General features: G+C 42.3%; 31 protein-coding genes and 1 pseudogene. 16 read left to right on the top strand and 16 right to left on the bottom strand.

The window, feature by feature from the left end:
- On the top strand, nt 1-641 hold a 641-nt coding region (locus B9G53_RS02575; protein ID WP_176453060.1), incomplete at its 5' end, for a transposase.
- A gap of 297 nt (nt 642-938) precedes the next feature.
- Here the strand turns inward: B9G53_RS02575 and B9G53_RS02570 are convergent.
- From B9G53_RS02570 to B9G53_RS02555, 4 genes are all read right to left on the bottom strand, one after another.
- Nucleotides 939-1,157, bottom strand: a complete 219-nt coding sequence (locus B9G53_RS02570; protein WP_094528747.1) for a type II toxin-antitoxin system HicB family antitoxin — start codon at nt 1,155-1,157, stop codon at nt 939-941.
- 78 nt (nt 1,158-1,235) lie between these two features.
- Nucleotides 1,236-1,430: a hypothetical protein gene (locus tag B9G53_RS02565; protein ID WP_094528746.1), complete on the bottom strand. Its 195-nt coding sequence runs from the start codon at nt 1,428-1,430 to the stop codon at nt 1,236-1,238.
- Nucleotides 1,427-1,627 (bottom strand): hypothetical protein, encoded by a 201-nt coding sequence (locus B9G53_RS02560; protein WP_094528745.1) that lies wholly within the window; start codon nt 1,625-1,627, stop codon nt 1,427-1,429. The genes B9G53_RS02565 and B9G53_RS02560 overlap by 4 nt, the downstream gene beginning before the upstream one ends.
- 38 nt (nt 1,628-1,665) lie before the next feature.
- Nucleotides 1,666-2,517: an ABC transporter permease gene (locus tag B9G53_RS02555; protein WP_094528757.1), complete on the bottom strand. Its 852-nt coding sequence runs from the start codon at nt 2,515-2,517 to the stop codon at nt 1,666-1,668.
- 230 nt (nt 2,518-2,747) lie between these two features.
- On the opposite strand from B9G53_RS02555, the gene hisA reads away from it, so the two are divergent.
- Nucleotides 2,748-3,512 (top strand): 1-(5-phosphoribosyl)-5-[(5-phosphoribosylamino)methylideneamino]imidazole-4-carboxamide isomerase, encoded by a 765-nt coding sequence (gene hisA, locus B9G53_RS02550; RefSeq protein ID WP_094528744.1) that lies wholly within the window; start codon nt 2,748-2,750, stop codon nt 3,510-3,512.
- A gap of 25 nt (nt 3,513-3,537) precedes the next feature.
- Here the strand turns inward: hisA and B9G53_RS02545 are convergent, their stop codons facing one another.
- The gene (locus tag B9G53_RS02545; protein WP_094528743.1) at nt 3,538-3,957 is read right to left on the bottom strand and encodes a DUF29 family protein; all 420 of its coding nucleotides are present in this window, start codon (nt 3,955-3,957) and stop codon (nt 3,538-3,540) included.
- A gap of 148 nt (nt 3,958-4,105) precedes the next feature.
- On the bottom strand, nt 4,106-5,959 hold the full coding sequence (locus B9G53_RS02540) for a C39 family peptidase (protein WP_094528742.1): 1,854 nt from the start codon (nt 5,957-5,959) through the stop codon (nt 4,106-4,108).
- A gap of 275 nt (nt 5,960-6,234) precedes the next feature.
- Here B9G53_RS02540 and B9G53_RS02535 point away from each other — a divergent pair, with 275 nt between their 5' ends.
- The 4 genes from B9G53_RS02535 (at nt 6,235) to B9G53_RS02520 (ending at nt 8,705) form a co-directional block, all read left to right on the top strand.
- Nucleotides 6,235-6,429: a translation initiation factor IF-2 gene (locus tag B9G53_RS02535; RefSeq protein WP_094528741.1), complete on the top strand. Its 195-nt coding sequence runs from the start codon at nt 6,235-6,237 to the stop codon at nt 6,427-6,429.
- A gap of 102 nt (nt 6,430-6,531) precedes the next feature.
- Nucleotides 6,532-7,029 carry a photosystem II cytochrome c-550 gene (gene psbV, locus B9G53_RS02530; protein WP_094528756.1) on the top strand — a complete coding sequence of 166 codons (498 nt, stop codon included), beginning with the start codon at nt 6,532-6,534 and terminating at the stop codon, nt 7,027-7,029.
- A 144-nt stretch (nt 7,030-7,173) separates the two neighbouring features.
- The gene (petE, locus tag B9G53_RS02525; RefSeq protein WP_176453062.1) at nt 7,174-7,551 is read left to right on the top strand and encodes a plastocyanin; all 378 of its coding nucleotides are present in this window, start codon (nt 7,174-7,176) and stop codon (nt 7,549-7,551) included.
- A 176-nt stretch (nt 7,552-7,727) separates the two neighbouring features.
- Nucleotides 7,728-8,705, top strand: a complete 978-nt coding sequence (locus B9G53_RS02520) for a serine/threonine-protein kinase (protein WP_094528739.1) — start codon at nt 7,728-7,730, stop codon at nt 8,703-8,705.
- A 10-nt stretch (nt 8,706-8,715) separates the two neighbouring features.
- Here the strand turns inward: B9G53_RS02520 and B9G53_RS02515 are convergent, their stop codons facing one another.
- Complete coding sequence (locus B9G53_RS02515) at nt 8,716-9,606, bottom strand: IS982 family transposase (protein WP_141211683.1); 891 nt, start codon at nt 9,604-9,606, stop codon at nt 8,716-8,718.
- Nucleotides 9,607-9,793: 187 nt separating this feature from the next.
- On the opposite strand from B9G53_RS02515, the gene B9G53_RS02510 reads away from it, so the two are divergent.
- Nucleotides 9,794-10,663: a GUN4 domain-containing protein gene (locus tag B9G53_RS02510; RefSeq protein WP_094528737.1), complete on the top strand. Its 870-nt coding sequence runs from the start codon at nt 9,794-9,796 to the stop codon at nt 10,661-10,663.
- Between the two features lie 58 nt (nt 10,664-10,721).
- Here the strand turns inward: B9G53_RS02510 and B9G53_RS02505 are convergent, their stop codons facing one another.
- From B9G53_RS02505 to B9G53_RS02495, 3 genes are all read right to left on the bottom strand, one after another.
- Complete coding sequence (locus B9G53_RS02505) at nt 10,722-11,606, bottom strand: hypothetical protein (protein ID WP_094528736.1); 885 nt, start codon at nt 11,604-11,606, stop codon at nt 10,722-10,724.
- A gap of 61 nt (nt 11,607-11,667) precedes the next feature.
- A complete protein-coding gene (locus tag B9G53_RS02500; RefSeq protein WP_094528735.1) occupies nt 11,668-11,907 on the bottom strand; it encodes a type II toxin-antitoxin system HicA family toxin in 240 nt (79 codons plus the stop codon).
- Nucleotides 11,907-12,125, bottom strand: coding sequence for a type II toxin-antitoxin system HicB family antitoxin (locus B9G53_RS02495; RefSeq protein WP_094528734.1), 219 nt, complete (start codon nt 12,123-12,125; stop codon nt 11,907-11,909). The genes B9G53_RS02500 and B9G53_RS02495 overlap by 1 nt, the downstream gene beginning before the upstream one ends.
- A gap of 179 nt (nt 12,126-12,304) precedes the next feature.
- On the opposite strand from B9G53_RS02495, the gene B9G53_RS27105 reads away from it, so the two are divergent.
- Nucleotides 12,305-12,739 carry a hypothetical protein gene (locus tag B9G53_RS27105; RefSeq protein WP_176453059.1) on the top strand — a complete coding sequence of 145 codons (435 nt, stop codon included), beginning with the start codon at nt 12,305-12,307 and terminating at the stop codon, nt 12,737-12,739.
- Here the strand turns inward: B9G53_RS27105 and B9G53_RS02485 are convergent.
- The 5 genes and pseudogenes from B9G53_RS02485 to B9G53_RS02470 all read right to left on the bottom strand — a co-directional run.
- Complete coding sequence (locus tag B9G53_RS02485; protein ID WP_094528733.1) at nt 12,679-12,876, bottom strand: type II toxin-antitoxin system HicB family antitoxin; 198 nt, start codon at nt 12,874-12,876, stop codon at nt 12,679-12,681. The two genes, B9G53_RS27105 and B9G53_RS02485, sit on opposite strands and share 61 nt — an antisense overlap.
- Nucleotides 12,877-12,940: 64 nt before the next feature.
- Entirely contained in the window at nt 12,941-13,165 is a 225-nt protein-coding gene (locus B9G53_RS02480) for a DUF433 domain-containing protein (protein ID WP_094528732.1), read from the bottom strand.
- A 90-nt stretch (nt 13,166-13,255) separates the two neighbouring features.
- Nucleotides 13,256-13,384 (bottom strand): hypothetical protein, encoded by a 129-nt coding sequence (locus tag B9G53_RS28330; protein ID WP_254923520.1) that lies wholly within the window; start codon nt 13,382-13,384, stop codon nt 13,256-13,258.
- Between the two features lie 3 nt (nt 13,385-13,387).
- Complete coding sequence (locus B9G53_RS02475) at nt 13,388-13,702, bottom strand: helix-turn-helix transcriptional regulator (RefSeq protein WP_094528755.1); 315 nt, start codon at nt 13,700-13,702, stop codon at nt 13,388-13,390.
- A 28-nt stretch (nt 13,703-13,730) separates the two neighbouring features.
- Nucleotides 13,731-13,883, bottom strand: a pseudogene (locus B9G53_RS02470) (type II toxin-antitoxin system RelE/ParE family toxin); the annotation flags it as partial.
- Between the two features lie 78 nt (nt 13,884-13,961).
- Between B9G53_RS02470 and B9G53_RS27100 the strand changes: the two are divergent.
- The 4 genes from B9G53_RS27100 to galT are packed head-to-tail and all read left to right on the top strand — an operon-like array spanning nt 13,962 to nt 17,582.
- Nucleotides 13,962-14,132: a hypothetical protein gene (locus tag B9G53_RS27100; protein ID WP_176453058.1), complete on the top strand. Its 171-nt coding sequence runs from the start codon at nt 13,962-13,964 to the stop codon at nt 14,130-14,132.
- Nucleotides 14,111-14,965 carry a Tab2/Atab2 family RNA-binding protein gene (locus B9G53_RS02465; protein ID WP_094528731.1) on the top strand — a complete coding sequence of 285 codons (855 nt, stop codon included), beginning with the start codon at nt 14,111-14,113 and terminating at the stop codon, nt 14,963-14,965. The genes B9G53_RS27100 and B9G53_RS02465 overlap by 22 nt, the downstream gene beginning before the upstream one ends.
- Before the next feature lie 42 nt (nt 14,966-15,007).
- Nucleotides 15,008-16,549: a diguanylate cyclase gene (locus tag B9G53_RS02460; protein ID WP_094528730.1), complete on the top strand. Its 1,542-nt coding sequence runs from the start codon at nt 15,008-15,010 to the stop codon at nt 16,547-16,549.
- A gap of 22 nt (nt 16,550-16,571) precedes the next feature.
- Nucleotides 16,572-17,582 carry a galactose-1-phosphate uridylyltransferase gene (gene galT / locus B9G53_RS02455; protein ID WP_094528729.1) on the top strand — a complete coding sequence of 337 codons (1,011 nt, stop codon included), beginning with the start codon at nt 16,572-16,574 and terminating at the stop codon, nt 17,580-17,582.
- 76 nt (nt 17,583-17,658) lie between these two features.
- On the opposite strand, the gene B9G53_RS02450 is transcribed toward galT, so the two are convergent.
- The gene (locus B9G53_RS02450) at nt 17,659-18,573 is read right to left on the bottom strand and encodes a S1C family serine protease (RefSeq protein WP_254923518.1); all 915 of its coding nucleotides are present in this window, start codon (nt 18,571-18,573) and stop codon (nt 17,659-17,661) included.
- Nucleotide 18,574: 1 nt separating this feature from the next.
- Between B9G53_RS02450 and B9G53_RS28325 the strand changes: the two genes are divergently transcribed.
- The 4 genes from B9G53_RS28325 to pflA all read left to right on the top strand — a co-directional run bounded on the left by B9G53_RS28325 (nt 18,575) and on the right by pflA (nt 22,658).
- A complete protein-coding gene (locus B9G53_RS28325; protein ID WP_254923517.1) occupies nt 18,575-18,796 on the top strand; it encodes a hypothetical protein in 222 nt (73 codons plus the stop codon).
- A gap of 117 nt (nt 18,797-18,913) precedes the next feature.
- Nucleotides 18,914-19,444: a hypothetical protein gene (locus B9G53_RS02445; RefSeq protein WP_141211682.1), complete on the top strand. Its 531-nt coding sequence runs from the start codon at nt 18,914-18,916 to the stop codon at nt 19,442-19,444.
- A 191-nt stretch (nt 19,445-19,635) separates the two neighbouring features.
- Complete coding sequence (gene pflB, locus B9G53_RS02440) at nt 19,636-21,864, top strand: formate C-acetyltransferase (RefSeq protein WP_094528726.1); 2,229 nt, start codon at nt 19,636-19,638, stop codon at nt 21,862-21,864.
- Between the two features lie 53 nt (nt 21,865-21,917).
- Nucleotides 21,918-22,658 carry a pyruvate formate-lyase-activating protein gene (pflA, locus tag B9G53_RS02435; protein WP_094528725.1) on the top strand — a complete coding sequence of 247 codons (741 nt, stop codon included), beginning with the start codon at nt 21,918-21,920 and terminating at the stop codon, nt 22,656-22,658.
- Nucleotides 22,659-22,678: the final 20 nt, after the last annotated feature.

Raw genomic sequence — 22,678 nt, 5'->3', positions numbered from 1 at the left:
TTTCGATTGATAGCAAAGCAAAMGTGAAGATTGGTAATCTTTCACGGGGTGGCAAAGCCCGCACGTTAGAACCCCAAAAAGCTAACGATCATGATACCGAATGGTCAGCAGTTTTAGTTCCCTTTGGTATCCTCAATACCAATAATGACCAATTGGCAATCTATATGGGGCAGTCTGCGGAAACCAGTGATTTTATTGTTGATTGCTTGAGTGATTGGTGGCAAAAGAATCAATTACGAGCTTCAGCCTTTGACGAATGGGTGATTAACCTTGATGGCGGTTCGGCTACCCGCAGTAATCGCACTCAATTTATCAAACGCATGGTCGAGTTATCGCAAAAGATTGACTTGAAAATTCGTCTGGTTTACTATCCCCCTTATCACAGTAAATATAATCCTATTGAACGCTGTTGGGCTGCTCTAGAAAATTATTGGCATGGTACGATTCTAGATTCTGTTGATGCTGCTGTAAGGTGGGCTAGTAACATGACATGGAAAGGGATTTCACCAATTGTTCATTTAGTGGAAACAGCCTATGTGAAGGGCATAAAACTTCTACCAGAAGACTTGAAACAGTATTTTCCATTTTGGCAACGTTCTGATACTTTACCCAAATGGGATATAACCATTGTTCCTAATTGATTGGTATCTTATTTCCTCGCAAGTCCCCTATGTCAGTCGTGTTCGGAAATATCGATGCTGAATCTGCCTCGCCACGTAGAACTGCTCCTACTTTCTCAAAGTATGTTCTAAGCCGAACAAAGAAGTTTTGTGTCATGAGTTTCTTTGATGTCTAACGATTGAGCAGGTAGGGTGCATTAGCGTAGCTTAACGAACAAACATTTGTTATGTAAAAAGTTCATTTAATTGAAATTAAGAAGGTGCGTTACATTTCCTTAACGCACCTTCTACAAGATTGGTGATCTCATTTGAACATAGCTAAGCAGCTTGAAGTATCTTTGGTTCAGGAATAGATTCACTTTCCATTTGCCAAGCTTCTAAATACATTTCAATAACCTCTTCACCATTATGAATTGCTTGCTCACGAGTTTCGCTATGAGTACAAGGCATGACAACGAGATCAGCAAATTCTGAAATTGTGACTAGAAACAACTGATCCGCCTCAGACCATTGAACATTCATACTGTATCTACTCATAAATCCTCCTCCTGATTCCCTAGCTTCTTGATTGCATCCAATAATTTTGCAATGATCGCACCACAAGATCGGCGATCGCTAATTAGCTGTACGGCGGATATTTTCCTCTAGAGCTTCTTCCCATTTAGGTGTGGCTGCGTCAACAGCTATCATTCTTCCAGAAGCCTTCGAGCGATCAATGTATGACTGAAAAGCTTGGATATCTTCCCTATGAGTAAGTACATATTTCCGTAAGTCATCCAATTCCATTTTGTTGTAATTGATGTCTGTCATGGCTCATAGCCTCCTGTAGTTTTTATCTCAAAGTCAAGATTTCCTTCTGCAAGCACATATAGATGTCCAGTACGTTCGTCTATTCTAACAAGCTCGATCGCTTTATACTGCCAATTAGGATAGATAGCGTTTGTTAGGCGGTAGCATAACCTATACAGTCCCTGTGCTTGTTCATTATTTGGTTTATCTTGACTCATCTTAGTTATTTGTGTGTTGATGGCTCATTGTAATGTTGTTAAACTTCAGTTTTCTTGCTACTAAATCTCTGAGTCAAGCCTTCACCTACTAGCGATAAACCGATCGCCATAAAAGTAATCGCTAAACCAGGAAAAACAGTTGTCCACCAGATATTTTCACCAGTCGAAAGCGCATCTAGAGCTTGCTTGAGATCGTGACCCCATTCAGGCACATCTTCGGGAATGCCTAAGCCCAAAAAGCCTAAACCTGCCAGAGTCAGAATCGCATCAGCAGCGTTGAGAGTGAAAATTACGGGTAAACTTTGGATCACGTTGGGCGCGAGATATTTGATGAGGATCGTTTTCGTGTCAGCACCGATCGCTTGAGCAGCTTCGATATAAACTTCGGTTTTGGTACTTACAGTTTGGTTTCGGATTACGCGAAAATACTGAGGGATATAGGCAACACTGAGCGCGATCGCCGCATTCCAGACACCAGCACCGACCACAAAGGCGATCGTCAGCGAAAGCAATAGACTGGGCAAAGTGTACAGCGCATCCATCAGAAACACTAAGCCGCGATCCAACCAACCGCCCTTGTAGCCGCTTAGCATCCCTAAGGGTACGCCGATCGCTAAGCTAATTACCGTTGAGGCGATCGTTACTTGCCATGCCACACCAGCACCAGCGATCGTCCTTGTAAATACATCATGCCCCTGTAAATCTGTGCCAAACCAATGTTGTGGTGATGGTGGCTGATGGATCGGATTGCTGAGAAATTCACTGGGATTGGTTAATACCCCTATGGCTTGCAGGAACGGCGCAAGAATCGCCATCAGCAAAAAGACAACGCTAATCACGATACCAATAGACATTAACCGTTGCGATACTGACTGCTTAGGCGATTTCATAGGGGACAAATTTTGAGTTTGGCAAATATTAAATAAAAACTGCATAAAAACCAATTTATCGGTTTCTAGCCATAGACGAAACCAGTTTTTGATGGCGCGGCGGAGCCGCGCCATCAAAAACTGGTTTTTTATCTTACGGTAAAGCCATAAATTTGATTTTCCTTGATTTGTACTATACCGCGATCGCTAAATCTAGCTAAAATAAGCTTCTGGGATCGTAGGTAAAAATTATGGATGTAATTCCCGCAATTGATATTTTAGATGGACGCTGTGTCAGGCTCTATCAGGGGGATTATCAACAATCAGAAGTATTTGGTGAAGACCCCGTAGAGGTTGCCCAACGCTGGTACAGTCAAGGCGCTAAGTATTTGCATGTAGTTGATTTGGATGGTGCAAAGGAAGGCAAGCCCAAAAACTTAAAGGTAATTGAGGCGATCGCTCGTTCAATTCCAATGCGTGTGCAGATGGGTGGCGGATTGCGCGATCGCGAAAGTATCGTGTCAGTGCTGAACTCTGGCGTGAGTCGGGTGATTTTGGGAACGGCGGCGGTGGAGAGTTCGCAATTAATTGCCGATATTTGCGCGGAATTTCCTGAACAAATCATGATCGGTATAGATGCCCGTGATGGCAAAGTCGCGACTAGAGGCTGGCTGGAAACATCGGAAGTAATGGCAGTGGATCTAGCGAAACGGATGACTTCTGTGGGTATCGCAGGAATTATTTACACGGATATCCATCGCGATGGCACGATGCAAGGACCAAATATCGAAGCGTTGCGTCAACTTGCCGAAAATGTCGATGTGCCTGTGATTGCGTCAGGTGGGGTTAGCTCGATTACGGATTTACTAAATCTGCTCTCCCTAGAGTCCGTTGGTGTGACAGGGGCGATCGTTGGTAAAGCGATTTATACAGGTGATATTCAACTTAAAGAAGCTATAAGGGCTGTGGGTAATGGGCGTTGGCAAGATGTGATCGATGGATCGGCGATCGCCTAATTAGAAAAGGTGCTTTGCAACTTTTCTAATTGATCAGCCCGATCGCCTCTTGGACAATTTCTGCTTGATTAACCATTGTGCCTAGCGCATCTGCCTCATACTTACCACCAAAGGCTTCAGCCGCCGCTAACTCTAGGGCAATGTCATAGTTCTCAGTGATCGCCTGAGTCAATTCTTGGCGATCAAGATACATACTGCCAGCTTTGCGCCGCCGATTAGTTTTCTGAATTTCATTGACGGCATTTTTGATCGACAGATCCCATGATCTTGTGGTGCGTTGTTCGGCAGCGCGTTTAATTAGATGCAAGAGGAGAATTTTGGCATAGCTAGAAATTTTGTTGATTTTGTCATCTTTGCTCATCTCTGTCATCTCCTCCACCAACAACAGCGCATCGGAGATATTGCCGTCAATTAGTAACGAGCGTAGCTCTAGCAATTCTTCCATAATTGATTTCTCCAACTAAATTACATCTATTGAAGCTTTAGTTATTTTGAAAGCGCCGTGAAGCGCCGCTTTCAAAAATCTCTCTGGGTTTGCATTCAGCGCAAAGCGCCAAAATAGAAATAAGCCCTTGCATAGCAAAGGCTTAATTCTATTTTGGCAAGATAAAATGCGCCCAGACATCGCCATCGACACCACACATGTCGCGCATGTAGATGTAGGGATAGCGCAAACCTTTTCCCTCAGTTTGGCGATATCCTGTGAGGGCGTTGCCATAGGGATCATTGACAATGTAGCCAAATTCATCAAAGCCGATGATACAAACGATATGTCCGCCGTGGGTAAAGTAGCCACCGATCACAACGGGGCGATTTTCGATGAGTTCTTGTTTGATTTGTGACCATGTGCGAGATGTACTAAAGCCACCACCAAAGCCATAGGCTTGATACAGCTTTTGCAAAACCGAATTATCAGTCCGCGCCTGTCTACCGTAGCGATCGATTACCCATTGATATAACTCATCCTCTAGTTGTTGTTGGGGATTGCGCGATCGCCTGCCATGAAAAGCCAACACCATCGCGATCGAAGTAACATTGCAAGTTACAAAAGGATCACGGGGATTATCTAACTGCGAAAAATAGGGAACACCTAAAACTTTGCGCTTGGGCGTAAACTCGATCGCCTTATTCCCTTGCTTGAGATTGACATGCCCCGTAAATACAAACCCAGACTTTCCTAGGGGGGGTACGTCTTCATTTAAGGTGACTTGAAAATGAATATCGGTGAGACTATAGCTATCCACCCCAAAAACATCGCCTGCGGTGAGAGGTGCTAACTCACTAGCTGTTAACTGGCGCGAATCGATGGGGCGTTTTTTGAGTACCGTATTTTGTCTGATGGTCAGCGTTTTCATATCTGGGTCAAAGGCGATCGCTTTGCCATTTTTGGTAATGCTGACATGGCGCTCATAGAAAAAGCCCACATCCCCAATAGGCGGAATCTCTGAGGTAAACTTCACCCGAAAATGACCATTAACCGCAGCATAGCCACTAATCGGATAGGTCGTACCCGCTTTGACCATGATTTTTTGCGAATTGGAGAGTCTACTGGCATCCTGCGAAGATGATTTCAAAAAAGTGTCAGTGATCACCGTGGCGATCGCGCCCTTGATCTGAATATTGTCAACATCCGCAGGGTTCGTAAAATCAATCGCTTCACCTAGTTTCGACAACTCCACATGGGGCAGGAAAAAGTAACCATCTTGTCCTACAGGGGCTAAGGGTTGTGCAAGCTTGACTTTGATATGGTGATCAGCGAACTCATAGGTGCTATCCAATAACAATTCTGTCCCCGCCTTTATCGATACCTTCTGATTAAAAGCCAGAGCCATCGAAGCAGCATTGGAGATTTTAAAAACTGTGTCTTGCTTCACTGTCAGCGTAATTGGGGCAATCAAATCCACATGGAGCGCATAGAAATAACCAAATTCCCCAACAGGGGCGATCGGTTGCTTGAGCAAAACCTTGATATGTCCATCGACAGCACCATAACGCAAAACTTCAAAGGTTTGCCCAGCCGTCACTTCGACCTTGGCGTTGGGTGGTAAGGTTGCGGAATCCGCAGGTGAGATTTTGAAGAGAGTCCCTTGCTTGGTGACTAGGGAAATTGTTGGCAGCTTGACTAAAATATTGACGATTAGCTCCGTCAAGAGCAGATTGTTTACGCCTATAGCCCGTACCCGCAAAAATGTCGCCGATGCATTGGGAAAACCTGCCGCAATTTTTGCCTGCCAAATTCCCGTGTTTGGGTCAGTTTGTACCGCTACAGTGGCATCGTTGGGCAATTGCACCAAAATTTGTAAAACTTGAGAAAAATCTGCTGTCCCTGCGATCGCAATTTCACGATTGATCAGCACTTCGTCAGGTGCTTGGGTAACTGCGATCGCCGCCTTAACTGCAACATCAACAGGTAAATCAACAGGTGAATTATTAGAAGCGTCTGTCATTGTTGTTCACTGTTTACTACTGTCTTTATTATCTAACAGCGCTTCGTGCTCAAACCCAAACCAAGAAAATTTTTGAAAGTGTTGCTTTGCAACACTTTCAAAAATTTTCTTGTGGTTTGTTTGATCGGTAATTGCTGTAAGTTAAAGCCATTTTAGTTAAGCCCTAAAAAGTAAAGGCGGCGCATCGCGCCGCCTTTACTTTTTAGGTTTTGTCTCCCCTTTGCATGAGAAAATAGCACAAACGTCTCTAGAATTAACTAGATAAGAGTATTGTTATGGGCTTTGCTGATTATTCGATCGCTGAGATCGCAGAAGACTACAAACTCACCCTTGAGTCTGTTTTTAAATTATGCGATCGCCTTGGGATCGCTTACCAAGATGCCGAAACCAAACTTGCTTTGGAAGACGCAAAAGCTGTAATCATGGCATCCGAAGCCCAAAATTCTAAAACCTCTTCCAAAAATCCCTAAAAAATCTAAAGAGTAATCGCGATCGCAAAATCGCAATAAATCTTTGAGATTAGGTTAAATTCTTTTAGATAAACTTAGATAAATTAAGTTATGTCCGTAATTATGAACAAAAATTCTTTTAAATATTTAGCGGTGGCGATCGCATTCGTAATGCTAGCCTTCCAGCTTTTTACTTCCAGTGTCAGCGCCGCCGATATTCCGATCGAGCTGCGTACAGTTCCCCTTAACGAAACTACCAATATTGTTTTAACTCAAAAGGATATTGCTAAGGGCAAGAAATTATTCTCTAATGCCTGTGCTACCTGTCACCTTGGCGGTGCAACTTTCACCAATCCTAACGTTAACCTTTCTCCCGAATCCTTGGCTGGTGCAAATCCTGTCCGTAACAACGTTCTCGGTTTGGTGGATTTCATGAAGAAGCCTACTACCTATGACGGTGTAACCGAAATTTACGACGTTCACCCCAGCCTCAAGAGTACCGACATTTTCCCCACCATGCGTGGTCTTACCGACAATGACCTCAAGCTAATTGCAGGTTATATCCTCTACGAACCTAAGGTCAAAGGTATCGGCTGGGGCGGCGGAAAGGTATATTATTAAACTAGAATTCTGTGCTTTTAGTCGAGTCACGGTCTAGTTAAATAAAAAGTTAATTTTATTAGCTTTTTCTCTACGTGTTTTAGTTGCTTTAGTTCGAGTCGAGTCGAATTAGTGCAGGTCAAGTTGAATTTTAGTCGGTAGTTAATTATGAATATTTCTTCCTTTGCGAAAAAGCTAGGTCTAGCGATCGCTAGCCTTTTGTTTGTTGTTGGTAGCCTTTTCATCACAGCTTCGCCTGCGTCGGCTGATACCGTCACTGTGAAGATGGGTTCTGATGGTGGTCAACTAGTATTTGAACCTAAGGTAGTCACAATCAAAGTTGGCGACACTGTTAAATGGGTGAATAACAAAGCTTTCCCCCACAACATCGTGTTTGATGGTCATGAAGAACTTTCTCACAAGAAGTTAGCTCAAAAGCCTAAGGCTGAGCTAGAGTCCACCTTCAACGAAGCTGGTGAATTTGCTTACTACTGCTCTCCTCACCGTGGTGCTGGTATGGCAGGCAAAGTGGTTGTCCAATAGTCCAATTAATAACTGAGCTTATTTGACAAAAAAGAGGAGCAAACATTGTTTGCTCCTCTTTTTTGTTTGAGTTGATTTGTAAGGCGATCGCTTTGAGGTAATCGATGATGATGGATCATCATCCTATCTAAATGTCATAATTATCAAAGATAGCTTTCCAAAAAATTTCATTCGGCATGAGTAACTGTCTTTGTCTTGCTTGCGATCGCGCAAACTCCATAACCACCAAATTCTGCACCCAATGCGGTGCGAAGTTACAAATTCAAGAGCGTTATCGAGCTTTGAAGGTAATCGGACAGGGGGGATTTGGTAAGACTTTCTTGGCTCAGGATGAGTCGAAGCCATCACAGCCGCGTTGTGTGATTAAGCAGTTTGCGTTTGAAACGATCAATCCTAATGCCAGTCAAGGGAATTTGGATGTCGCGATCAGGTTATTTGAGCAGGAGGCAAAGCGGCTCGATGATTTGGGTAAGCATCCGCAAATTCCTGAACTTCTATCTTTCACAATTCATGAAGGCAAGCAGTATCTCATCCAAGAGTTTATCGATGGTGAGACTTTGGAGCAGGAACTATCGCGAGTTGGTGCTTTTAGTGAGCAGCAGGTGCGGGATGTGTTGGTGGAGGTTCTGCAAATCTTGGAGTTTGTGCATAGCAAGTTAGTAATTCATCGTGATATTTCGCCAGACAATATCATTCGGCGGCGTAGTGATCAAAAGTTGGTGCTGGTAGATTTTGGGGCGGCAAAACACGCAACGGCGACTTTATTGGCAAAGACGGGGACGGGCATCGGGAAGCCGAGTTATGGCGCTCCTGAGCAAATTTTGGGTAAGTCGGTGTTTCAGAGCGATTTGTTTGGGTTGGGTGTGACTTGTTTGCATTTGCTCACGAATGTGGAACCGTTTACGCTCTATGACGTTTTGGAAAATGAATATCAATGGCGACAGTTTTTGAATGGGAAAGTAGTGAGTGATAAGTTTGGGAAGTTATTGGATCAACTCACTGCTTACAGGGTTAAAGAACGTCCCAATTCGGTTACAGAGAGTTTACAAGAGCTAGGTGTTGGGCGAAAAACATCAACTTCTGTTAATACTTCTTCTGGCATCTATAGTTTTAAAGCCGAAGAGTTACAAGCAGAACACCGTGTATCAACGTGAGTTCGACGGGCTAAAAGCAGGCAGGAGGAAGAGCAGGCAAGCCTTTAAACTGAAGATCTAAAGCAGGTTTAGTCTCACGATAGGTATAAGCAACCAAACCAGCCAAAAGGTTAACGAGAAAATTGAAAATACTGCGGTGTCTTGAATGCTCAATCTGAGAAATGTTTTTGAGTTGGTCATTGACCGATTCAATAATTGCTCTCTTACGAAGTAGAATTTTGTCGATCAACTTGACCAGACAGTTTTTCATGTTTTTCTTACGCTTGGTAATCAGTTGCAAACCCTGTTGATACAACTGTTCAAAGAGTTTTTGGGAGATATAGCCACGGTCACCAAATAGCTGGCCAAAGAGGTCTTGAGCCATGTCAGGCACAGGTTCACGGTCATCAACATTAGCGGGAGTAAGTTTAAAGGCAAGCAATTCTCCTTTGTCATTAACAATCACATGCAGTTTGAAGCCAAAGTGCCAACCAATTGAGTTTTTACCCCAATTGACCATTCCTTTAAATACTTTGTGGGCATGGGCGCGAAAGGTTACGCAGACATCAATTGGGGTTGAGTCAATGAACGATATTCCTGTCACTTCCCCTTTGCGCGTATGCAGGAAGCAACATAGCAACATCAATGACCATGGCATTATTTCCACAAAGCGGTTGTAGCTTACCAAGTTGGGAAAAGCTTTTCGCCAAAACGGTAATACGGTCATGGTATAGAACTCTTTGAAGGTCTTGTATCCTGACCCATGAAAGGCGATCGCTATGGTTATTACTTCACTCAACCTCATTCTTGACCGACTTTTCCTTTCTCCTATCATTGACGGCAACATTGGTTGCTTTTGCCAGTGTTTTTCAAAGCTTTGGCAGAAATCATCCACTTCACAGAAGATTCGCGTGATATCCAAGTGCGATACGATATTGTTCATATTGCTGAGGCTTTTAGTTCTTCAAACCTAGTCTCAGCTTTTCTTTTGCTTTTGTCTACTCCGTCGAACTCACGTTGTATCAATTCCTTCAGCTATACCAAATAAGCAAGCACCACCCTCTAACAAAAATAATTCCCAAAATAGCAGTTCAAGTAAATCTAATAGCTTGATCAATCGGCATATTCGCCAAGCTGAAAGCTATATCATTCAAAAGTTATGGAAATCAGCACTACAAGAATTGAAGAGTGCAATCCAAATTGATGAAAATAATAGTACTTGTCATGCTTTGTTAGGTGTTGTTTACATGAATCAAAACCTAATTGGTATGGCAAAGATGAGTTTTCAGCAAGCTCTGAGACTTAATCCATCTGAGCCTTTAGCCTTGAAGTATATTGATAAAGTTGGGGTAACACGTCCTAATTCTGCATCAAATCAACAGACAACATCTTCTAGTAAAACCGCCTCAAATTCTAATTTATCTCAATCACCTGTTGAGTTGAGATCGGCTAAAGGCATCGATTATCGTAAATTAGAACGATTACTCAAGGCAAAAGAATTTCGTAATGCTGATGAACTGACTACTTCGATCATGTTGAATATCTCAGATAGAGAAAAAGAGTTTTGGTTGGACATCAAGCATATTAAAGACTTTCCTTCTGAAGATTTACTGACAATTGACCAGTTATGGGTACGTTATAGTGATGGGAAGTTTGGGTTTAGTGTACAGAAAGAGGTGTGGCTAGAATGCGGGGGACAAATCTATGAATACAATTACGAGGTTTGGAGAAAGTTTGGGGCAAAGGTTGGTTGGTACTATCCACCTCATATTTTAAATATGTTTGACGGTAAATGGTATTCGTATATCGAGTTTATGAATAGGACTGACAATACTGAAAATGCATTAAAAGCTAGTCTTCCTAGAGCATTGCTTTTGTGCAGCGATCAAGGCTGGCATGGATGGGAGTCTGTTGTGCGTCTTCACAACAATGAATTTTATAGATTGGGATATCTTCTGCTATCACGAAAAGACCTATAACTTGTAATTTAATATCAAAGAAGTACTTTTAGTGCTTCTTTAGTTCCATAATATGTATTCATTCAGAAATTCCTACAGTCTCCTTCAAATATTTCAAAATAAGAAATTGAGATTCATGTATTACTTCATTGAGTAAATTAATATGCTCTGAGTTGTAGCGGCTAAATGAAAGTGAATTACCTCCAGAATCACTTGGTAAGAATTGTTTTAGAACTAGTAAAGTTTCAATACCATGAAGTGAACCATGTGCAACAAAATTTCTAGCATTTTTGAATTTTTTAGAAAAAGTAATTTTTTTGATATTACCATTTTGTTCTATTGATTTTCCTTCTATTTCCTTATTAAATAAACTTTTAATTGATGCATTTATTTCACTAATATACTCATACAAGGAATACAAATTCATTAGATGCAAAACTGGATCTACACTTGATTTTTTAAGACTTAAAAATCGATCAATATATTCATCAAGATTGTTTTCTACAACCTCTAATATTTTATTTATCTTATCAAAAGATAGGGTGATATTTGAGTTTGGGAAAGAAATCCCACTAGAAGCATTTCCAAATATATCTAGTGAATCAATAGATTCGTCTTGATTTGCATGATTTGATATTTTAATATGGGTTAAATATCCATATTTGTTCATGATATCAGTGGTATGCCAAATGAGATTTTCATCTAGCGCTACATAAGCAAATTCCAGACGTTTTAGAGCTTTTACGATTACATTTATTGCTTCAGTCTCAAAATGCTTATTATTGACTTCTTCTTCATGATCGGACTTGTAAAATATGAAATTTCTTGTCGCTAATAGTTGATATTTCTCAGTTTTAAAAAATTCTACTGGATTTTCATCGTCAAGCAAAATATCTCTGATAAAACACTGAAACCAAAGATGATTTTGTGAAGACAAACTAAAAATAGCAGTGTAAGAGTACATTTCTATGATTTCTAGACAGGTTAGTTTTAACAGTTGGAATTAATTGTAAAAAAGCTATCTCTCATATTCGCTCATAAGCAGCAATAAAATCATCCCGCGAAATCCCCGATTGAGTACAAATACTTCTAAGCGTAGAACCCTTAATCAGCTTATGATTTGGCATAGTTAAAGGAGTCGTTGTTCCATCAGCATTTTGTCTGACCATCGAGATATGCTCCTTCTCTCGTACTATCGAAAATCCAAAACTCTCAAGCACCTTAATTACCTTTGACTTCGGCGCATCAACAGGAAACTTAGCCATTACACACTTGCCTCAGCTACAAAAGCCTCAAGCACTGAAGACTCAGACTCTAAAACTGATCGCCCAAAGGTTTCGATATGAAACAAAATCGCCGATCGCACATCATTGAGAGCCTCTTCATAGGAATCTCCCTCACCAACCACAATCCCTTGAATACCTAGAGGATAAGCCACATAACCATCTGGATGCTTTTCCACCACAATTTTGATATGTTTCATGATTAATTGATGTAATTAGAGACATCTATAATACTAACCTTTTTATTTTTGGGGCAAGCAATCATCAACTTATCGGTATGAGCAATCAAGGGAAATCCTCACAGCTTGGATTGTACTGAAAGGCGAAAACATTGCTAGATTTGTAACAGCAGTACCACAACGCAGCAGGAGGCAAAAACATGAGTAAGTTTCAAATGTTTGATTCCGTCACCTTAAATCAAGAAATTCAGCTTCACTCTGGTGGAACAGCCCCCCAAGGGACTGATGGTGCGATCGTGGAAATATTTAAAGATGGCGAAGCTTACCTAGTTGAACTATTTGGGGGATGGCTAAAGTTCACCACTGAAGGCGATATGATCGAAACATCTCAAAACGATCCCGAAGCATTTCGTGACACTCTAGATGTAGAAACGCTCTATCCTCATCAAATAAATCCAATAAACGCTCATCAACAAAGTGACAAACAGAAAGTAAAGCAACAACTTTTAGAATTACTAGAACTACTTCCAGAAGAATCAATACTGCAAGTTAAAGAGTTCACAGAATTTCTTTGTTACAAGCAAAAAGCTACATCAACATCATCTAAAACCGATCGCCCAAAAGTTTCGACATGAAATAAAATAGCTGATCGCACATCATTGAGAGCCTCTTCATAGGAATCTCCCTCACCAACCACAACCCCTTGAATACCTAGAGGATAAGCCAAATAACCATCTGGATGCTTTTCTACCAAAATTTTGATGTGTTTCATGATTAATTGATGTAATTAGAGACATCTACAATACTAGCCTTTTTATTTGCTGGGCAAGCACTCATCAAGCAGCACTTTCATAATCATGTGCCAAATAATATTTGATTGATAGATTTAAAAACTTCACTACTTTTTCTTTCTGCATAGTTGGGAAGTCATCTAAAAAATCTTCCAGAGAGTCTCCTGCCTCCAGATAATCAACTAAGTTCTTTACAGGAACTCTAGTTCCCTTAAATATAGGTATTCCAGAGAGAATTTCAGGATCTCTTACAATTAATTGATTTTCCATTTTGTTGCCTCAATGTTAGATCTCTTATAACCTAGAACATACAGCGAAAAAATTGAACCATGAATTTTATAATTGTTTGGGATTTATTTCTTAGCGATCGCCTTTTTCGTGGAGAGATTTGCGATCGCTAAATAACTTAGCCTTATCTTCGCGTAACCCGTGCCCAATATAAAATTTTAGCAACGCATCTATCGACATATCTCGACTTGCCGCAACCATCGCTTAACCTACGCCAGCAATAACCTGTCCAATATCTTGAGGAGTCGCACCAGTCGCCAACATTGCCCTAATCAATAACTCAATAGAAACAGAAGCATCACCATTTTCAGCTTTAGCGATCCGAGGCTGACTAGAACTCATCTTAGAAGCAAGTTCACTTTGAGTCATCAGCTTTTGCCGACGCTCCTTCAAGCTTTGACTAAGAGCCAACTTAATTTCTACCAAAACAGATTCTTCAGGTGTTAACTCTAAAAAATCTGAAACTGTACCGACCTTCCAGCCCTTAGACTCCAAACGCGCTCTTTTATCTAAATCCATCGCATTAATCCTGCTAGTCAGCATCGTAACTTGGCATAGGACGAGAATGAGGTAATCTGAGAGACAATCCTTGCTGCAATTGCCTAAGTAGAACACCTGTTTCTACCCGTATTTCTTGGCTGAAAGGCGGAGTCTTAACTTCTCCATGCAGCCACACTAAAGGTTTACTTTGATTGTCCATATTTCTTTATATCACATTTGATATATTAACATGGATTAGCCTTGCTCTAAATTTTGAATAACCCTTACTCATCCTAATTTGCTGCACTACTTTGCAGGACTTGCGGAAACAACTGCCTATATTCGCGATCGCCTAGCTAAAATCCCACACCTAAAAAACTCTAGAGGTAGCGATCGCGATAACATGAAAAAAGCCATGTTATACAAAGTCAAGTTAGAAATTAAGTTATGTCGAATATTTGGGAGTTAGATTTTTATTCCCGTCCCTTACTGGATAGCAATAATAAAAAAGTTTGGGAATTGCTGATCTGCGATCGCGATCGCCAGTTTGAATGGGTGCGCGAATGTCCATCTACGGAAGTCAACTCCGAATGGTTAGCCAAGCAACTCACTGACTGCGTAAATAGCACAGGACAAACTCCCGTTAAGATCCGCTTTTTCCGTCCTAGCATGACCAATATTATTATGCGTGGTTGTAAGCTCGCAGGCATTACTGGACAAGCATCACGGCGGGTATTTACGATGTCAGCTTGGTTAGTGGAGAGAATGGCGAGCATTTATCCTAATCGTGATGGCTTTCAAGCCGTTGATCCTAATCCTTTGCCATTAAAAGTATTAGCAGCCCAAGCCCCCAAGCCTGTTCCTGATGCGCTGATGGGTGAGCGGTGGGTCTTGGTATCGCTGAAGGCAGGTGATTTTGCAGATGCGAAAGAATGGTCGATGGACTTTAGCGAACTGCTAGATATCAGGCATCTTGATCCCGATACCATCATTTCAGGGATCATTATTATTTCGGCAAGGGCGACGGCTCTAGCGGCTTGGATGTCAGGGGTTGATCCTGTGTTTATCAAGTTTGAGCGCAATTTATTGGGCGATCGCACACAGATGCAACTAGAAGCTAGTGCAGATGCCCGATGGGTTTTGGCAAATTTGCAAGCACCTAAAGATAAAGAGGCGATCGCACAGGGAGCCGCTTTTGAGAAATCCAAACAAAACTCTCAAGGATTTCACTTCTTAGCAGTACAAACTAGCCCAGATATCGAACATTTTGCGGGATTTTGGATGCTAAAAGAGGTTATATAGGCTGTAAAATAAGAAAAGCCTGATAATTTCATAGGGTATTACATGAAAGGCAATTGGCTATTGCAGAGGGGAATTGCTCAATTTATTATTCTGAATCTGTTGATAGCAATTGCCTATGCTTATGGGGTAAGGATTAGTCATGAATTTGCGACTTTACCCGGTACAGTCGCTTCAGTTTGGTTTCCTTCAGGGATGACCTTAGCCCTAGTTTATTTACTAGGCGATCGCGTCATTTTAGGAATTATTTGTGGCTCTACCTATGCCCTGACCCTAGGTTTATCAAACTCCATCCCATCATTATCGGTTTTTAATCTCGTATTAATTCTGATGGCTTGTGCCTGTGGAAACGTTCTACAGCCAATGATTGCCACCTATCTAATTAAAAGGTTTGCACGGCACAAAGATATTTTTAGTCATGTGAATACAGTCGTTTTGTATATTCTGGCAGCAGTTTTTGCGCCGACTGTATCCGCATCGTTTGGGATTACGAGCCTTTGGGTGACTGGAGTCATCCCATGGACGAGTTATGTACTTAGTTGGATGACTTGGTGGCTAGGTAGTGCGCTGCCACATTTAATTTTTACCCCGACCTTACTGCTATGGCAAAACTTCGCTGATACATACAAGAATAAAAATATTCAAGATAAATATTGGGAAATAGGATTAGGACTGAGCATATTTTTAGGTGTTAGCTGGATTGCTTTTGTGAGTGGCTATCCCTTAGCTTATCTATTTCTACCAATTCTGATTTGGACAGTGTTTCGGTATGGCAGTTTTTTTGCGAGCTTATTAGTGAGTATCGTTTCCCTAATAGCGATTTTAGCCACGGCAAAAAATCATGGACTCTATATTCCCAATGAACCCAACGCATCTTTATTACTACTGCAATCTTTTATGGCAGTGCTAGCTTTAACATCGTTAATTCTTTCTGCGGTAATTGATGAGAAAAATGCAGCACAGATATCTCTCAAACAAGCAATGGAAAATCTTGAATTGCAAGTAATTGAGAGAACTACAGAATTACAACATAGTGAAAGTCTTCTCAAACAAGCCAATTTAGAATTAGAAAAGTTAGTGAATATTGATGGATTGACCCAAGTTGGTAACCGTCGATGTTTTGACGATCGCCTGAAAATGGAATGGGGCAGACTGAGCCGTAATGCACAACCAATCGCTTTGATATTGTTTGATATAGATTATTTCAAACTCTATAACGATCTTTACGGACATCAAATGGGCGATGATTGTTTAACGGCGATCGCGCAAAGAGTCAAACAAGTTATATCTCGTCCTGCGGATCTAGTAGCTCGCTATGGTGGTGAAGAATTTGTCATAATTTTACCAAATACCGATATTCAAGGTGCGTTGATAGTTGCGGAGCAGATTCGGATTGCGATTACAAATTTAGGTATTGTTCACCAAAGTTCTAGTATCAGCGATATAGTTACGATTAGTCTCGGCGTTGCTAGTCTGCTACCAAATTCTATGCAAGAGCCAGCAACACTGATCAAGCAGGCCGATACCGCGCTTTATCGTGCTAAACAGCAGGGGCGCAATCAGTCTGTAGTTTTCTCTGATACTTAGCGCTCAAACCTCGTAAATTGCTATGTCACATCTCCGCCAAAACGTGATCACTAAAGACTGGGTGATTTTTGCCACAGAGAGATCGAAGCGTCCCCATGAGTTTATACGATCGCTTGATGAGATTCCTCCAAAATTACCAATTTATAAACATAGCTGCCCTTTTTGTAAAGGCAATGAAAATCCATCGGAAACAGAATATTTACGCATAGAAGATGAACATGGTTGGCGAGTACGGATTATCCCAAATAAATATCCCGCGCTTTCTCCCATCGGCGATCGCATTCGTCATAGTGAAGGTATTCATCGCTCGATTACAGGTGTGGGCTATCACGAAGTCTTGATTGAACATCCCGCTCATAATGTCACGATCGCCTTAATGGAAATTGGTGATGTGATTAATATTCTCAGAGCTTATCGTCAGCGCTATAACGTTATTAGTGAAGATAAGCGTATTGAAAGCATCATCATCTTTAAAAATCATGGTGAGGGTGCAGGGACATCTTTAGAGCATCCCCATTCACAAATTACTGCCACGCCCGTTGTGCCTTCACAGATTCGCTATCGGATGGTTGAAGCAACTAGTTATTTTGATGATATGGGCGAATGTTTATTCTGCTATACGCTCCGAGATGAATTAAAGGCAAAAGTACGAATTGTTTTAGAAACAGAACATTTTGTTACGTTCATCCCCTATGCGGCGCTTTCACCTTTCCATCTGTGGGTATTTCCTCGTCAACATGTTTCCTGCTTTGGTGATATTACCGACACTGAATTAGTGGATCTTGCCTATAGTCTAAAAACAGTGCTAGCTAAGCTTTATTATGGTTTAAATAATCCTGCTTACAATTATACAATTCGCTCTATGCCCACCGATGAGCGGCAATCTGACTATTTCCATTGGTATCTAGCGATCGTGCCGCGCGTAACTAAAGCCGCAGGCTTTGAGCTAGGTAGTGGCATGTACATTAATCCAGCGATGCCAGAGGATAGCGCTAAATTCTTACGAGAGATCGATGTATCTTCTCAAATTTAAAAACCTGTGCTTAGCGCAGGTCTAAAACCCAAAAGAGAAATGGCGGCGCGAAGCGCCGCCATTTCTCTTTTGGGTTTTAGAATTTGATTTGATAGTTGGTAATACCTGTATTTCTGGCTATGGTCAAAATTGCAGTCGATGGACGCTGTGCTAAATAATCAACAATTTGTTTCGCATCGCTGATTGGTGCGCCATTTAAACCAATCAGGCGATCGCCCCGTTGTAAACCCATGAGACTAGCGAGAGAGTTGGGACGCACTTCATAAACAGTGAGGCTCGCTGGATTGAGAATTACTCCTAATTGGGGACGTTCTGTTAATCGTGCAGTTTGTGGTGCGGTTTGTGCCGAGGCGATCGCTGGAGCTGTGGTTTGGGGCGATAGGGCAGGTGCTGTTTTTGTCTGAGAACTAGGAAGACTGGCAACAGTATTGGGTTTGATGATTGCGGCGCTACGGGTGAGAAATTCTTTGGCGATGGGGGCGCTTGTGGCAAAACCAATTCCTGAATTGGAACGTCCATCGGGGCTAAGAATCGCTTTATTTACACCAATCATTTCACCACGAGAATTGAGCAATGGGCCACCAGAGTTCCCAGGATTGAGTCTGGCATCGGTTTGTAGATCGCCATTGGTTGCGACACGGCTGAGAATGCCTGTGGTGAGTGTGCCTGACAATCCAAAGGGACTACCGATCGCAAATACTTTTTGACCGACAAGAATATTTTCGCGATCAGCAAATACTAGGGTTGGAAAGCGATCGCTAGAGTTAATCCGCACTAAAGCCAAATCATTTTTGCGATCGACCGTGAGAACCTGTCCGTTATAGGTTTTACCTTCAGTATTAATAATTTTGACCAGCCCATTTTTTGCGTCACGAATGACATGCTCATTGGTAATTACTAAGCCTTCAGGGGTAATGATGCTGCCTGAGCCAGTGCTATTCGTAGTCTTGATGGTTACTACCGCAGGATTTGCTGACCGATAGACTTCCATTGTGATTTTTTCTTCAGGTTCAAAATCCTTTGGTGCAGCGGCTACGGCAGCGACCCTACCAAAGCTGGGAATACTAACTAATAAGGCGGTTATCACGCTCAAGGCGATCGCTCTGGTTTTCATTGGCTTCTCTGCTGTCTGTATAATTCCTGTTCTGCCAATTTTGACGAGAGCGGCGATCGCACAGTTCCGATTAATGTTTAAGCCATTTGTCGCAGATTAAAGCGCTTGGCGCTGTAATCCCAAATTGCGAAGGCGGCGCTTCGCGCCGCCCTCTGTTGTGAATGTAAAGGAGTAGAATATAGATACAAGCAACTTCCTATTAGGGGGTGATGCAATTGTGTTTGGCAAGAACAATCTCCTCAAGTTCTGCGGCGTGATTTTGATAGCTATCTCGATGGGTTTATTCCTCTCTAGTGACAAAGCCAATGCTCAAAATGCGATCGCCTCACTATCAAATGGCAACTATCAGTTTTGTAGTCAACCACAACCCCAAGATTGGCGCAATGGCGCAGGGGTCTGTTTTAATTTTGCCAAAATAGGCGATCGCGTGGATGGATATTATGGCTACCCTCATACGGATGACTTGATCTGTGTTCGCGGTGAAGTGCAAGGTAGTCTGGTTACAGGCGAAGCTCTAGCAATGTCTTGGGGTGGTAGTCAATGGATTAGCATTCCAAACACTGAATTTAACTGGGATCAAGAAGGGCGCTTGTCTCTCCAAGATGGCAAAGTCATTCGTACTGCTATGGATCGAGGTGGAAAGACAGAATGGATTTTGTTTAATGATGCAAAGCTGAATACTGAGGGGTTTTATCAATATCAACAGCCACTCATGACTTCTCCCACACAACTGTGTAAATGGAAATAATTTACAGCAATTTTCATGACCTAACTAACTCCAAGATTTTGTTGTCATCTAGCGATGTGATGAGTCGATCGCGTAGTTAACTTTTGTAATGACATTAACAGCATTCTCTTGGGAACTTGTAGGTAAATCTATAATGGAATAGAAAGATAAATTGATTTTAATCTTTCGCAAAAAATTTGGAGATTAAAGCAATGTATGTAGAATGGCAGGGCTTTACGGAAGGCAGTTGGACAAGAGAAATTAACGTTAGGGATTTTATCCAAAAGAATTACACTCCCTATGAAGGATCTGCCGAATTTCTAGTTGCACCAACCGCAAGAACACAGCAGCTTTGGCAGGAAGTCTTGGAACTAATGAAGCTAGAGCGCGAAAAAGGGGTATTGGATGTTGATACAAAGATTCCTACAGCGATCGCGGCTCATGATGCTGGATATATTGATCGTGAACTAGAACAAATTGTGGGTTTACAAACCGATAAGCCTTTGAAACGCGCGATCATGCCCTATGGTGGTATTCGTGTGGTTAAGGCTGGGCTGGAAGCCTATGGTTATCAACTTGATCCCCAAACGGAAGAAACTTTTACTAAGTATCGCAAAACCCATAATGATGGTGTGTTTGACGCTTATACCAGTGAAATGCGAAAGGCAAGGAAATCGGGGATCATCACTGGTTTACCCGATGCCTATGGACGGGGACGGATCATTGGTGACTATCGCCGTGTGGCTCTATATGGGGTTGATCGCCTGATTGACGACAAAAAGACCCAGAAAGAATCTCTCGAACTGGACGTAATGGACGAAGAAACCATTCGTCTACGGGAAGAACTCTCCGAGCAAATTCGTGCTTTGTTTGAGCTAAAGGAAATGGCAGCCAAGTATGGCTTTGATATCGGTCGTCCTGCAATGACTGCCAAAGAAGCTGTGCAGTGGCTATATTTTGGCTATCTAGGTGCGGTCAAAGAACAAAATGGGGCTGCGATGTCCCTTGGTCGAGTTTCAACGTTTTTAGACATATATTTCGAGCGGGATTTACGGAATGGTCTAACTACAGAAACTGAATTGCAAGAACTGATTGACCATTTTGTGATGAAGCTACGCATGGTACGTTTCTTGCGTACTCCTGACTACAACGACTTGTTCTCAGGTGATCCCACATGGGTAACGGAGGCGATCGGTGGTATGAGTGCCGATGGTCGAACTTTGGTTACCAAATCTAGTTATCGATTTTTGCATACGCTCTCAAATTTGGGTGCTGCTCCAGAACCTAACTTAACGGTGCTTTGGTCAGAACATTTACCCGAAAACTTCAAACAGTTCTGCGCCAAGATTTCCAGTGACACCAGTTCGATTCAGTATGAAAATGATGACTTGATGCGACCCATCTATGGTGATGACTATGCGATCGCCTGCTGTGTGTCAGTAATGCGAATTGGCAAACAGATGCAATTCTTTGGGGCGAGGGTCAACCTTGCGAAGACTTTGCTCTATGCGATCAATGGTGGTAAGGATGAGAAATCTGGGGATCAAGTTGCACCAAAGTTTGCACCGATTACCAGTGAATATCTTGATTATCAAGAAGTCAATGAACGCTTGCAACAAATGATGGGCTGGCTTGCTAAGGCATACATCAATACGCTGAATGTCATTCACTATATGCATGACAAGTATTGCTACGAGCGCATCGAAATGGCTCTGCACGATCGCGATGTCTATCGAACCATGGCCTGTGGGATTGCGGGTTTGTCAGTAGTTACGGATTCGCTCTCGGCAATTAAACATGCCAAGGTAAAAGTAATTCGCAACGAACAAGGCTTGGCAGTGGATTATGAAACTGAAGGCGAGTATCCCAAATATGGCAATAACGATGATCGTGTTGATAATATTGCGATCGACCTTGTGACAAGGTTCATGAACGAAATTCGCAAACATCCCACCTATCGTCATGCAGTTCCCACTCAATCCGTGCTGACCATTACTTCTAATGTGGTCTATGGCAAGAAAACAGGTAACACTCCCGATGGACGTAGGGCTGGTGAACCCTTTGCTCCCGGAGCCAACCCCATGCATGGACGCGATGAAAGCGGTGCGATCGCCTCGCTCTCATCGGTTGCCAAACTGCCCTACAGCGATTGTCAAGATGGTATCTCGAATACTTTCTCGATAGTACCTTCGGCTTTGGGCAGACAGGAAAGCGATCGCACCAATAATCTGGTTGGATTGCTAGATGGATATTTCCACGATGGCGGACATCATATTAATGTGAATGCGCTTGATCGCAACACCTTACTGGATGCAATGGATCACCCCGAAAACTATCCACAGCTTACGATTCGCGTTTCGGGCTATGCGGTGAACTTCATCAAGCTCACTCGCGAACAGCAAATGGATGTGATTAAACGCACATTCCATGAACGAGTATAGTTTTTAAAAAAGTGCCGCAAAGCGGCACTTTTTTAAAACAAAGAGGAGATTCTATGTCTGGAATTGGACGCATTCATTCAATCGAAACTTTTGGTACGGTAGATGGGCCAGGGATCAGATTTATCGTCTTCACTCAAGGGTGTCCCCTCCGTTGTCTCTATTGTCATAATCCAGACTGTCGCAATGCCCATGATGGCAAAGAAGTTACCGTTGACTATTTGATCGATGAGATTAAAAAGTGCAAATCCTTCATTCGTAAAGGAGGAGTGACCGTAAGTGGCGGTGAACCCTTGATGCAACCTGAATTTACCAGAGAAATCTTGACCCGTTGCCATCAACTAGGCTTGCATACAGCCCTCGATACATCAGGTTATTGTGCTTTAGAAGTAGCCAAACCCGTTCTCGAAGAAACCGACTTGGTGTTGCTAGACATCAAATCCTACATTCCTGAACTTTATTACAAAGTTACCAGCGTTTCCATTGAGCCAACTCTTGCTATGGCAAAGTATCTCAGCGAAACTGCTAAACCTGTATGGATCAGGTTTGTCTTAGTCCCCCATCTCACCGATAACACGGACAACATCAATCAACTCGCAGATTTTATCGCGACCCTTAAGAATGTGGAGCGATTAGAAGTTTTACCATTTCATAAAATGGGAGAATATAAATGGGAACAGCTAGGATTGCCCTATTCTCTCAAAGACACACCACCTGCACCACCAGAACTGGTGCAGCAGACAGTTGATATATTTCGCGATCGCGGGATCAATGCGCTGGGTGCAGTTGGGATTTAATAATAAGTTAGGAGGCAAGG

Origin of the sequence: Pseudanabaena sp. SR411 (assembly GCF_002251945.1) — a bacterium.
GTDB lineage: Bacteria > Cyanobacteriota > Cyanobacteriia > Pseudanabaenales > Pseudanabaenaceae > Pseudanabaena.
Note: the sequence above shows the minus strand (reverse complement) of the source record. Positions and strands in the feature narration are given on the sequence as shown.

What these genes read in the sequence shown, in the direction of transcription:
- B9G53_RS02570 (WP_094528747.1), bottom strand. Translation starts at nt 1,157, where the DNA reads ATGAGTAGATACAGTATGAATGTTCAATGGTCTGAGGCGGATCAGTTG.
- B9G53_RS02565 (WP_094528746.1), bottom strand. Translation starts at nt 1,430, where the DNA reads ATGACAGACATCAATTACAACAAAATGGAATTGGATGACTTACGGAAA.
- B9G53_RS02560 (WP_094528745.1), bottom strand. Translation starts at nt 1,627, where the DNA reads ATGAGTCAAGATAAACCAAATAATGAACAAGCACAGGGACTGTATAGG.
- B9G53_RS02555 (WP_094528757.1), bottom strand. Translation starts at nt 2,517, where the DNA reads ATGAAATCGCCTAAGCAGTCAGTATCGCAACGGTTAATGTCTATTGGT.
- hisA (WP_094528744.1), top strand. Translation starts at nt 2,748, where the DNA reads ATGGATGTAATTCCCGCAATTGATATTTTAGATGGACGCTGTGTCAGG.
- B9G53_RS02545 (WP_094528743.1), bottom strand. Translation starts at nt 3,957, where the DNA reads ATGGAAGAATTGCTAGAGCTACGCTCGTTACTAATTGACGGCAATATC.
- B9G53_RS02540 (WP_094528742.1), bottom strand. Translation starts at nt 5,959, where the DNA reads ATGACAGACGCTTCTAATAATTCACCTGTTGATTTACCTGTTGATGTT.
- B9G53_RS02535 (WP_094528741.1), top strand. Translation starts at nt 6,235, where the DNA reads ATGGGCTTTGCTGATTATTCGATCGCTGAGATCGCAGAAGACTACAAA.
- psbV (WP_094528756.1), top strand. Translation starts at nt 6,532, where the DNA reads ATGAACAAAAATTCTTTTAAATATTTAGCGGTGGCGATCGCATTCGTA.
- B9G53_RS02520 (WP_094528739.1), top strand. Translation starts at nt 7,728, where the DNA reads ATGAGTAACTGTCTTTGTCTTGCTTGCGATCGCGCAAACTCCATAACC.
- B9G53_RS02505 (WP_094528736.1), bottom strand. Translation starts at nt 11,606, where the DNA reads ATGTACTCTTACACTGCTATTTTTAGTTTGTCTTCACAAAATCATCTT.
- B9G53_RS02500 (WP_094528735.1), bottom strand. Translation starts at nt 11,907, where the DNA reads ATGGCTAAGTTTCCTGTTGATGCGCCGAAGTCAAAGGTAATTAAGGTG.
- B9G53_RS02495 (WP_094528734.1), bottom strand. Translation starts at nt 12,125, where the DNA reads ATGAAACATATCAAAATTGTGGTGGAAAAGCATCCAGATGGTTATGTG.
- B9G53_RS27105 (WP_176453059.1), top strand. Translation starts at nt 12,305, where the DNA reads ATGAGTAAGTTTCAAATGTTTGATTCCGTCACCTTAAATCAAGAAATT.
- B9G53_RS02485 (WP_094528733.1), bottom strand. Translation starts at nt 12,876, where the DNA reads ATGAAACACATCAAAATTTTGGTAGAAAAGCATCCAGATGGTTATTTG.
- B9G53_RS02480 (WP_094528732.1), bottom strand. Translation starts at nt 13,165, where the DNA reads ATGGAAAATCAATTAATTGTAAGAGATCCTGAAATTCTCTCTGGAATA.
- B9G53_RS28330 (WP_254923520.1), bottom strand. Translation starts at nt 13,384, where the DNA reads ATGGTTGCGGCAAGTCGAGATATGTCGATAGATGCGTTGCTAAAATTT.
- B9G53_RS02475 (WP_094528755.1), bottom strand. Translation starts at nt 13,702, where the DNA reads ATGGATTTAGATAAAAGAGCGCGTTTGGAGTCTAAGGGCTGGAAGGTC.
- B9G53_RS02465 (WP_094528731.1), top strand. Translation starts at nt 14,111, where the DNA reads ATGTCGAATATTTGGGAGTTAGATTTTTATTCCCGTCCCTTACTGGAT.
- B9G53_RS02460 (WP_094528730.1), top strand. Translation starts at nt 15,008, where the DNA reads ATGAAAGGCAATTGGCTATTGCAGAGGGGAATTGCTCAATTTATTATT.
- galT (WP_094528729.1), top strand. Translation starts at nt 16,572, where the DNA reads ATGTCACATCTCCGCCAAAACGTGATCACTAAAGACTGGGTGATTTTT.
- B9G53_RS02450 (WP_254923518.1), bottom strand. Translation starts at nt 18,573, where the DNA reads ATGGAAGTCTATCGGTCAGCAAATCCTGCGGTAGTAACCATCAAGACT.
- pflB (WP_094528726.1), top strand. Translation starts at nt 19,636, where the DNA reads ATGTATGTAGAATGGCAGGGCTTTACGGAAGGCAGTTGGACAAGAGAA.
- pflA (WP_094528725.1), top strand. Translation starts at nt 21,918, where the DNA reads ATGTCTGGAATTGGACGCATTCATTCAATCGAAACTTTTGGTACGGTA.